Source organism: Allocoprobacillus halotolerans (genome assembly GCF_024399475.1).
Lineage (GTDB): Bacteria > Bacillota_I > Bacilli_A > Erysipelotrichales > Coprobacillaceae > Allocoprobacillus > Allocoprobacillus halotolerans.
The window spans coordinates 360757-370837 of sequence record NZ_CP101620.1 but is presented as its reverse complement, the minus strand read 5'-3'; the positions used below and the strand labels follow the sequence as shown (position 1 = coordinate 370837).

Here is a 10081-nt window from a genome sequence, read left to right as displayed (position 1 = left end):
GAGGAAAGTCATGGGAAAGTCAGTCAAAATCAAAGATTTATTGAAACCAACTTTGTATCATCAAATATCAGGCGATGAATCAGCATTAGAAAGAGAAGTCTTTGTGCCAGAAATGAATCGTCCAGGTTTTGAATTGGCCGGATTTTTAAACATACTGATTTTAGAAGAATTATTTTATTTGGTGAAAAAGAAATATCATTCGTTAAGGAAATGAGTAAGGAATCACAATTAGCTTGTTTTTCTAAATTAGCGAATGATGAAACACCATGTATTATTATTGCTAAGGGTTATGAATGCCCAGAAATATTAAAGAATATCGCTATAAAAAGAAATTTTCCTATCTTTGAAACAACACAGGCAACCGGACGTGTATCTATTGATTTAACTGGAACACTAGATGAGGCGTTAGCTGCAGAAACGTTAATGCATGGCGTTTTCTTAAATATTTATGGTAAGGGTGTTGTTATTCGTGGTGATAGTGGGATTGGAAAATCAGAGATAGCCTTAGAATTAATCAAACGTGGACATTTCTTGATTGCTGATGATGCAGTAGAACTTTATCATATTGGTCAAGGAATTGTTGGACGTGCACCAGAAGTTTTACGAAATTTATTAGAAATACGAGGAATAGGGGTTATTGATGTCTCTAAAATGTTTGGGGTGGCATCTGTTTTACCAAAAGATAATGTTGATTTAATTATTCAATTAGAACGTTGGTTACCATCACGTGAGTATACGAGAATAGGCATGGAAGAAGATGATGTTATGGAAGATATTTTAGGCATCCAAATTCCTAAGATTGTTGTACCAGTGACGGGAGGACGTAGTATGTCAGCAATCATTGAAGCAGCTGTGATGAATATGCAATTAAAGGATTCAGGATTCGATTCAAGTAAAGAATTTGTCAATCGTATTCTTGACAATATTAAAAATAAATCATCATGACATTTTTGAAGATTTTTCAACTTTTGTATCCATTGGACCACTTCATATTCAATGGTATGCTGTTTGTATTCTCACAGGGGCTTGTATTGCATATTTTTTAGGACAATATCGTTTTAAACAATTAGGATATTCTTCAACAATCCTATCAGATTATTTTCTAGCTTTACTGTTAATTGGTATTGTGGGAGCTAGAATCTGGTACGTCATCTTTACCTTCGATGAATTATATGCCTCATCACCAATGGAAATCTTTGCGATTTGGCATGGAGGTTTAGCCATTCAAGGGGGAATTTTCTCCGGATTAATATACAGTTATTACTTTTTTAAAAAGCATGATATTCCTTTCTTAGTCGCAGGTGATGCTATTATGCCTGGTGTTTTAATTGCCCAAGCATTTGGCAGATGGGGAAATTTCTTTAATCATGAAGCTTTTGGAGGAGAAGTGAGTTTAGAGTTTTTACAATCACTACATCTTCCACAATTCATTATTGATAATATGTATATCAATGGTGCCTATCACCACCCAACATTCTTATATGAATCACTAGGAAATGTGATTGCTTTTCTATTGATTATCTTTGTGGTGAGAAGATTTCAAAAACATATAGGGACTCAGTTCTTTAGTTACTTTGTCTTTTATGGTTTGGTTCGTTTTCCTATTGAAGGCATGCGTACTGATAGTTTAATGTTTGGACCTATTCGCATGGCTCAACTTGTATCGATTGCCTTTTTGATTGTAGGTCTTGTTGGCATTGTTTATGTGCATTTAAAAGGCAAGAAAATCAGTGATATGAATCAAAGTTAAAATGTGGACTCGTCCACATTTTTTTCTTTAAGTGTTTGTTCATGAACATTTCATATAAGACGTATATAATTGAAACATGAGGTGATTTTATGCATAACTCTGCAAAGAAAATTATTAAACAATATCATGATAATCAGGATGTTTATCGTTCTTTGAAACATGATATTGATGATATTTTTACCCGTATTATTGAAACACACCATTTTCGTATTTCTAATATGGCTATTCGTATTAAAAGTGAAGATGCTTTAATGAAAAAGATTACATATAAAAATAAATATCGTGATATTTCACAAATTACAGATGTTGTTGCTTGTCGTATTATTACTTTATTTGAAAATGATGTGGATCGTATTTATGAGTGTGTAAAAGATAATTTTGATATTGTAGAATATAATGATAAAAGAAAGAAGAATTATGATGATCGTATTGATTTTGGGTACAATTCTTTACATTTATTGATTAAGTTTAATGATGAAAGATGTCAATTGATTGAATATTCAGCCTATAAAGATATTGTTTTTGAATTACAGATTCGTACAACATTGCAACATTCATGGGCAGAAATTGAACATGGGTTAGGTTATAAATCACAATATGAAATACCTAAAGATATTCGCCGTCGTTTAACAAGATTATCAGCATCATTAGAATTATTAGATGAAGAGTTTGTACAGATTGCAAAAGAAGTAGATGAATATAATAAAGGAATTGTGCATATTGAAAAAGTTTTAAAAACCGATATTAATGCCAATTCATTAGCTCAATATGTCAATACTTCTCCACGCATAAATAATATTTTAGAAAAGTTACACACGGAATTTCAATTTCAGTTTGAACGCGATTCAGAATTGATTTCACAATCACGATTAGTCCAAAGATTTCATTATATGGGTTATACTTATATTAATGAATTAGATGATTTTGTAGAAAATCATATAAAAGAAATTGAATGGTTATCGCGTGAACGTATAGAAAATTCTAAAGAAAATCAAAAAATTAATATTTATAATGTATTGATTTGGATTTCACTTGTGATGTTGGCCAATGAAGGATCAGCCGATCCAGAAGATATTTTTACAAAAGAAAGTATTGAACGTTTACGGACTTTAAAAGAAATTATCGAAGAAAAACAGGTCAGTGTTTCATAAATGATGGATTTATGGGAATTTTTTATAAAAAAGATGTGAAAAAAGTTGACAAGATGTTAAAAAACATATAGCATAAGACATGAAAATAAAAGAATTAGAGGCAGCAATGCATCAGAGTACTATTTGGAGTTGGCAGACGAAGAAAAATAGGAAAGGTAATCATTGCCGAAAGATGACTATTGGCAAATTGTTATCTTGGGGTTATAGGGAATACTTATAACACTCCTCCATCATGATGGAGAGGCGCTATTAATATGATGACTCAGTCGTGTTAATAGCACGACTTTTATTTTTAGATAATAAAAAGGAGAGAAATAAAAATGAAAAAATTTGGAAAAGTTATGATGGCTACTTTGATGGCTTCACTTTTATTTGGTTGTGGAAGTAATAATGCAACAAGTGAAAAAGAACAATTTGTAGTAGGAATGGAATGTGGTTATGCACCTTTTAACTGGCAAGTTAGTGAAGAAAGTGAAACGACAGTATCTTTAGGGAATGCTGGATATGCTGATGGATATGATGTGCAGATTGCCAAAAAGATTGCTGATGATTTAGGAATGGAACTTGTCATTAAAAAGATTTCATGGGATGGTCTACCAGTTGCCTTAGAATCAGGGGAAATTGATGCGATTATTGCGGGAATGACAGCCGATGAAACAAGAGAAGAAGGTATTGATTTTACAGAACCTTATTATGATAGTGAAGGTATGATTATGATTGTTCGTAAAGATAGTGAAGAAGCTAAATTTACTGATATTCAACAATTTAGTGGAAAGAATGTTGTTGGACAAAAAGGGACAAATTATGATGATGTCATTGATCAAATCAAAGGTGTCAACCATGTGACACCAAAAGCAACTTATCCAGAAATGGTTGTTGCTTTACAACAAGGTGATGTTGATGGTATTACAGCTGAAATGGCAGTTGCTGAAGGTGTTTTAGCAGCTAATGATGATTTAACAGTTGTTCAATTTGATGAAGGCAAAGGATTTGAATGTGATACAACAGTATCTATTGGTTTAAAAGAAGGAACAAGAGATAGTGAATTCTTTAAAAAAGTACAAGCCTCTTTAGATAAGATTACAACAGATGAAAGAAAACAATTAATGAGTGATGCTGTAACAAGACAGCCAGCAGGAGAATAATGTATGCGTATTGATTTTGCAAAAGCGTGGGAGATCTTTCAAAGAAATTTTTCACTCTTTAGTTATGGTGTTCAGATAACATTACTGTTTGCGATTGTCGGAACAGTATGTGGATTTTTGATTGGATTACTTGCTGGTGGAGTGAGAGCTATTGAAATCAATGACTATGATTCTACCGTTGTCAAAGTATTGAAACGTATTGGAAAATTATTAACAGGTTTTTATATTTGGGTGTTTAGAGGAACACCAATGATGGTTCAGGCGATGTTTATATTTCATTTATTAAGACAAGTGATTAATTGGTCTTCAATGACAGCTGCTTTATTTATTATCTCAATTAATACTGGAGCTTATATGGCTGAGATTATTCGTGCTGGTATTCAATCTGTGGACGTTGGACAAACAGAAGCTGCGAAAAGTATTGGTATGACAACAACTCAAACATTAGTTTCTGTTATTTTTCCACAAGCAATTAAAAATACTTTCCCATCAATTGGAAATCAGTTGATTGTCAATATTAAAGATAGTTCTATGTTGAATGTTATTTCTGTAACAGAATTATATTTTCAGACAACTTCAGTTGCTGGATCAAATTATAAATATATTGAAACATTTTTGGTATCAGCAATCATTTATCTCTTTTTAACAACAATCAGCACCTTTATTTTGAATTATATTGAAAAAAGAATGAATACAGTGAAACAAACAAAGGATTTTTGTAGTTAGGAGATTATATGGAAGCAATTATTCAAGTACAGCATTTAAAGAAAAGTTTTAAACATTTAGAAGTTTTGCATGATATTAATTTTGATATTCATAAAGGTGAAGTTGTTACAATTATTGGTTCAAGTGGTAGTGGGAAATCAACATTATTACGTTGTATCAATTTATTAGAAAGATTAGATGATGGACATATCTTGTTTCATGGAGAAGATATTTTAGGGCGTGGTTTTCATGTCAATCAATATCGTTCTCGTGTGGGAATGGTATTTCAAGGGTTTTATTTGTTTAATAACTTAACAGTTTTAGAAAACTGTATGATTGGACAGATGAAAGTTTTAAAACGTAGTAAAGAAGAAGCCAAGCAAATGGCTTTGAAATATTTAGAAAAAGTCGGGATGTTAAGTTTTGCAAATCAAAGCAGTGTGCAATTATCAGGAGGACAAAAACAAAGGGTAGCGATTGCTAGAGCTTTATGCATGAGTCCGGAAGTCCTTTTGTTTGATGAACCGACAAGTGCATTGGATCCTGAAATGGTTGGCGATGTTTTAGCTATCATGAAAGAATTAGCGAATGAAGGTTTAACGATGATTGTGGTAACACATGAAATGGAATTTGCGAAAGATGTGTCTTCACATGTGGTGTTTATGGATCAGGGTGTGATTGTAGAAGAAGGAACACCAACAGATATTTTTGAACATCCAAGAGAAGAGCGTACACGTACTTTCTTAAAACGTTATTTAAAAACAAATGATTAAAAAGTATCTTTCGGGATACTTTTTTTGTTGACTATGCCCTAAGAGGATAGTTTATGATAATGATGGAGGTGATGAAGATGAAGATACAGGAAATTTGTGATTCTTGTCATATCACAAAAAAAGCAATTTATTATTATGAAAAACAACATTTGATTAAGACTCATAAAAATCAAAATGGTTATCGTGAATTTAGTGAGAAAGATGTTCAAAGGATTCAAGAAATTGTGATGTATCGTAGCTTTGATATAAGTATTGAGGATATTCGTTATTTATTGGATTTAGACGAAGATTCAAAAAAAGACGACTTACAAAAATATATCAACAAAGACAAAAACAAATGACTTATATGCAAGAGAATTTAAAACAGATGTATAACTATATTGAAAACAATCAGCAAGAATATACAGGATGTATAACTGATATTTATCAAGTCATGAAAGATAGTATTCCTCAACCATTTTTTGAAATGTTTTATGAACATTTTGAAAGCTACCTCCATGTGACAATTCAAACATCAAAACAACAGGAAGCTTATTTACGTATTCTTGATTTCTGGAATCATTTTGAAATAAAGATACCTTTTTTCTATCGCATTCTTTTCTTTTTATCAAAAACCAATACACAACAGCTTAAACAAGGATGGCATGATGTTAATCTTTATAAGAATCAATTATTAGAACAAGAGGATGTTTCTGATAAAATGAAACAGTTATGTTTACAAAACTATCAATTACAACAGAAATGGTGGTATCGCATATTATCCTATCCCCAAAGAAAAATGAAAATAAGATTAAGAAATAGTGGCTATTATGATATTTTATTACCTGCCATGTGTGATTTGTCTCAGGATTATGCTTATTATTATCAACGCTTGATAGATTTGAATCAAAGAGTCTGTCAAGAATTAAATCTTTATTATGATGCAAAGTTTCGGCTAAGAAAAAATAAAGTCGAAGCTTTATTTTTTCATCAAACCATCTGCAAATGTCAATGGAAGTCCAAAAACAATACCTGTATTTGGATTATCAATACCACCCACTGAATCATCCACTGTCTTTCTTACTAAATCTACTTGACCATCATCAACAATAAAGAAAATTGTTTTACTTTCAGGACGAGGATTTTCTAAGAATAAACGCAATGAACCAAGTAAGTAACTTTCATCAGAATCATCTATGCTTTTAATCATTCCAGTCGATTCGATAATTGTTCCCCCACGCACACCTGCTCTTTTTAAATTTGCAAGTAAATCATCTAAGCAATCAAGTTTATTTAAAACAACTACAATCACTTGCATAATTATCACCACCTATCTCTATCTCTATTATATATCTTGTTTTCATAAATATCTAGTTATTATCACAAAATTGGTTTATAATAAAACATATGATAAGGGGGTTTTATGATGGAATATCAATTTGCAAAACGTATGTCAAATGTCAAAGCATCTGCGATTAGGGAAATATTAAAGGCAACGGCTGATCCCAATATGATTAGTTTTGCTGGTGGAAATCCTTCAGCAGAGGCATTTCCAGTTAAAGAAATTGAAAAAATATCAGCTGATTTATTAAAAAATGAACCCATCAGTATTTTACAGTATGGAATTACTGAGGGTGATCAGGAATTACTTAGAGAGGCAACGAAGTTTTTTAATCGTTATGAACAAGTGACAAAAGATGGGGACCAAATGATTATTACTTCTGGTTCACAACAGATTATGGAATTTGCAGCGAAAACCTTATGTAATGAAGGTGATGTTGTGATTTGTGAAAATCCAAGTTTTTTAGGAGCTTTAAATGCTTTTAAATCATTAGGAGCTGTTTTAAGAGGTATTGAATATAAAGATGGACAATTGGATTTAGAAGACTTAAAACAAGCTTTATCAATGGAACCAAGACCTAAATTTATGTATTTGATACCTAATTTTCAAAATCCAACAGGAATGACAATGTCATTAGAAGTCAGAAAAGAAGTGTTAGCACTTGCGAAAGAATATGGTGTTTTGATTTTAGAAGATAATCCTTATGGGGATTTAAGATTTGCTGGAGAAGCTGTGCCATCTATAAAATCAATGGATGAAGATAGTTTGGTCATTTATGCAGCCAGTCTTTCTAAGATTATTGCTCCGGGTATGCGTATTGCCTGTTGTATAGCACCACAAGCGATTATTCAAAAAATGACGGTTGCTAAACAAGCTAGTGATGTTCATTCAAATCTTTGGGCACAAAAGGTCATGGCTCGTTATCTTCATGATTATGATATGGATGCTCATATTGATAGGATTTCAATGATTTATAAAAAGAAATGTCACTTAATGGTAGATGAAATGAAGAAACATTTCCATCCTTCAATTCAATATACGATTCCAACAGGAGGAATGTTTATTTGGGTTACTTTACCAGAAAGCATTGATATGTTGACATTTGTCAAAAAAGCATTAGAAAAAAATGTGGCTGTTGTACCAGGTAATGCCTTTTTAGATGATGATTCAAAAGAGTGTCATAGCTTTAGAATGAATTATTCGACACCAACTGATGAAAAGATTATTGAAGGTGTTCAAATATTGGGTGAATTAACTTATGAAATGTCAAAAATTTCGTCATAATTTTTAAGTTGATTCATATATAATTGATAAATGGGAGGAAAATTGTATGCCGTATATAACATTTACAACAACAAAAACACTAACATTAAATCAAGAAAAAGCATTGAAAGAAAGTGCTGGAGAACTCATTTCTATCTTACCTCAAAAAAAGGAAGAAAATTTGATGATTCATATAGAAGATAACCAAGTGATGTATTTTAGAGGACAGGAAATGGATTGTATGAAAATATCATGTCAGCTTTTTCATACAACAGAATATGCATATAAAAAAGAATTTGCTGAAAAATTATTAAAAGAAGTAGAACGTATTACAAAAATACCTGTTCAACAACAATATCTCTCTATTGAAGAATTTGAAAATTGGGGTAAAAATGGAGAGTTTTTATAGAAGTCGCAAAGACTTCTATTTTTTTAAAAAAAGACTTGCATTCAGAGATATGATATGATAATATATTTGAGCAATATGAAATATGCTTGAATAGCTCAGTTGGTAGAGCAATCGGCTGTTAACCGATCGGTCGTAGGTTCGAGTCCTACTTCAAGCGCCATTTTTGTGGCCTGTTGGAGAAACGGTTAACTCACATGCCTTTCACGCATGCATTCACGGGTTCGAATCCCGTACAGGTCACCATATGGAGGTTTAGCTCAGTTGGGAGAGCATCTGCCTTACAAGCAGAGGGTCAGCGGTTCGAGCCCGTTAACCTCCACCATTTTTTATGCCGGCTTAGCTCAATTGGTAGAGCAACTGACTTGTAATCAGTAGGTTGAGGGTTCAAGTCCTTTAGCCGGCACCATATTTATGACCCGCTAGCTCAGTAGGTAGAGCATCTGACTTTTAATCAGAGGGTCAGGCGTTCGAGTCGCCTGCGGTCACCATTTACATGCGGATGTGGTGAAACTGGCAGACACGCTAGACTTAGGATCTAGTGCTTCGGCGTGCAGGTTCAAGTCCTGTCATCCGCACCATCTGCGGTGTAGTTCAATGGTAGAACTTCAGCCTTCCAAGCTGACTACGTGGGTTCGATTCCCATCACCCGCTCCATTTAAAAGATACTCTAAAGCCATTTTTTATATAGGTTTTAGAGTTTTTTATTCTTATAAAATTCAATCTTTTTTAATAAAATAACAAAGAAAGGGACATGGCTCCGCATCAATCTGCACATCTCGCCACAAGAGGCAAGAAAACATACCTATAAGAGTATACTCTTTTTCTACAAAAAAATACTATTAATCAAAAGATAAGTCAATTGTTTTGTTAAAGTTACTATCATTATATATGTATTTAAAAATGTAAAAACGTGATTTCGGATATGTTCTCATTTCCTGACTTTTAATAAATAAAGGAAAGTGCTAAAATAAAAGGCAGGAGATGAAGAAGATAAAATTATTATATGCAACGCACAATCATTCTAAAATCTACAATATGAAAAGGAGATTAGAAGGTTTACCAATAGAAATTGTGACACCGAAAGATTTAGGAATTCAATTAGAAATCGTAGAAGATGGTCAGAGTGCAATTGAAAATGCAATCAAAAAAGCACAGGCATATTTTGAATATACACATATTCCTACAATTGGTGCTGATTCAGGATTATATATTGAAAATATACCGGAAGACAAACAACCAGGATTATTTGTTAGACGTGTTAATGGTCAAGAATTATCTGTTGATGAAATGATTGAATATTATACTCATCTTATTGAATCTATTGGTGGACAAACAATTGGTTATTATATTACCGGTTTGGCTCTTATGAGTGAAAAAGGATTAAATACAATTGAAATCAAAGAAGATGCTTTTATTCTGACATCAAAAATATTCAAGCATCCTCATAGAGGAAATCCCTTAGATACAATCACAATTGATCCCATTACCCAAAAATATTATACTGATTTAACTGATGAAGATATGAAAACAATGGGATTTGTATTTGAAAAAAGAATGTATTGAT

The 10081-nt window shown here is 32.3% G+C and carries 11 protein-coding genes, 7 tRNA genes, 1 pseudogene and 1 riboswitch; of the genes and pseudogenes, 18 read left to right on the top strand and 1 reads right to left on the bottom strand.

From position 1 onward, the window contains the following. The first annotated feature begins 10 nt into the window (after positions 1-10). The 8 genes and pseudogenes from hprK to NMU03_RS02315 all read left to right on the top strand — a co-directional run bounded on the left by hprK (position 11) and on the right by NMU03_RS02315 (position 6566). Positions 11-945, top strand: a pseudogene (gene hprK, locus NMU03_RS02350) (HPr(Ser) kinase/phosphatase). Beyond that, the gene (lgt, locus tag NMU03_RS02345) at positions 908-1750 is read left to right on the top strand and encodes a prolipoprotein diacylglyceryl transferase (protein WP_290142261.1); all 843 of its coding nucleotides are present in this window, start codon (positions 908-910) and stop codon (positions 1748-1750) included. Before hprK ends, lgt begins: the two are co-directional and overlap by 38 nt. 89 nt (positions 1751-1839) lie before the next feature. Beyond that, positions 1840-2901 (top strand): GTP pyrophosphokinase, encoded by a 1062-nt coding sequence (locus tag NMU03_RS02340; protein WP_290140966.1) that lies wholly within the window; start codon positions 1840-1842, stop codon positions 2899-2901. A gap of 87 nt (positions 2902-2988) precedes the next feature. Continuing rightward, positions 2989-3158: riboswitch (Lysine riboswitch) on the top strand. A gap of 63 nt (positions 3159-3221) precedes the next feature. Next, complete coding sequence (locus NMU03_RS02335) at positions 3222-4046, top strand: transporter substrate-binding domain-containing protein (protein WP_290140964.1); 825 nt, start codon at positions 3222-3224, stop codon at positions 4044-4046. Positions 4047-4049: 3 nt separating this feature from the next. Then, positions 4050-4772, top strand: coding sequence for an amino acid ABC transporter permease (locus tag NMU03_RS02330; RefSeq protein ID WP_290140961.1), 723 nt, complete (start codon positions 4050-4052; stop codon positions 4770-4772). An 8-nt stretch (positions 4773-4780) separates the two neighbouring features. Continuing rightward, positions 4781-5524 (top strand): amino acid ABC transporter ATP-binding protein, encoded by a 744-nt coding sequence (locus tag NMU03_RS02325; RefSeq protein WP_290140959.1) that lies wholly within the window; start codon positions 4781-4783, stop codon positions 5522-5524. 77 nt (positions 5525-5601) lie between these two features. Then, complete coding sequence (locus tag NMU03_RS02320; protein ID WP_290140956.1) at positions 5602-5865, top strand: MerR family transcriptional regulator; 264 nt, start codon at positions 5602-5604, stop codon at positions 5863-5865. Beyond that, positions 5862-6566, top strand: coding sequence for a hypothetical protein (locus tag NMU03_RS02315; RefSeq protein ID WP_290140953.1), 705 nt, complete (start codon positions 5862-5864; stop codon positions 6564-6566). The genes NMU03_RS02320 and NMU03_RS02315 overlap by 4 nt, the downstream gene beginning before the upstream one ends. On the opposite strand, the gene NMU03_RS02310 is transcribed toward NMU03_RS02315, so the two are convergent. Then, entirely contained in the window at positions 6483-6821 is a 339-nt protein-coding gene (locus NMU03_RS02310) for a hypothetical protein (RefSeq protein WP_290140951.1), read from the bottom strand. The two genes, NMU03_RS02315 and NMU03_RS02310, sit on opposite strands and share 84 nt — an antisense overlap. A 108-nt stretch (positions 6822-6929) precedes the next feature. Here NMU03_RS02310 and NMU03_RS02305 point away from each other — a divergent pair, with 108 nt between their 5' ends. From NMU03_RS02305 to NMU03_RS02260, 10 genes are all read left to right on the top strand, one after another. Further along, positions 6930-8129: an aminotransferase-like domain-containing protein gene (locus tag NMU03_RS02305; RefSeq protein WP_290140948.1), complete on the top strand. Its 1200-nt coding sequence runs from the start codon at positions 6930-6932 to the stop codon at positions 8127-8129. A 46-nt stretch (positions 8130-8175) separates the two neighbouring features. Then, on the top strand, positions 8176-8517 hold the full coding sequence (locus NMU03_RS02300) for a hypothetical protein (RefSeq protein WP_290140945.1): 342 nt from the start codon (positions 8176-8178) through the stop codon (positions 8515-8517). A gap of 84 nt (positions 8518-8601) precedes the next feature. Further along, a tRNA-Asn gene (locus NMU03_RS02295) sits at positions 8602-8677 on the top strand. A gap of 7 nt (positions 8678-8684) precedes the next feature. After that, a tRNA-Glu gene (locus NMU03_RS02290) sits at positions 8685-8760 on the top strand. A gap of 3 nt (positions 8761-8763) precedes the next feature. Further along, positions 8764-8839, top strand: a tRNA-Val gene (locus tag NMU03_RS02285). Between the two features lie 8 nt (positions 8840-8847). After that, positions 8848-8923: transfer RNA gene (locus tag NMU03_RS02280), tRNA-Thr, on the top strand. Positions 8924-8930: 7 nt separating this feature from the next. Continuing rightward, positions 8931-9005, top strand: a tRNA-Lys gene (locus NMU03_RS02275). 7 nt (positions 9006-9012) lie between these two features. Continuing rightward, positions 9013-9095, top strand: a tRNA-Leu gene (locus tag NMU03_RS02270). A 3-nt stretch (positions 9096-9098) separates the two neighbouring features. Continuing rightward, positions 9099-9171: transfer RNA gene (locus NMU03_RS02265), tRNA-Gly, on the top strand. A gap of 327 nt (positions 9172-9498) precedes the next feature. Further along, positions 9499-10080 (top strand): non-canonical purine NTP pyrophosphatase, encoded by a 582-nt coding sequence (locus NMU03_RS02260; RefSeq protein WP_290140942.1) that lies wholly within the window; start codon positions 9499-9501, stop codon positions 10078-10080. Position 10081: the final 1 nt, after the last annotated feature.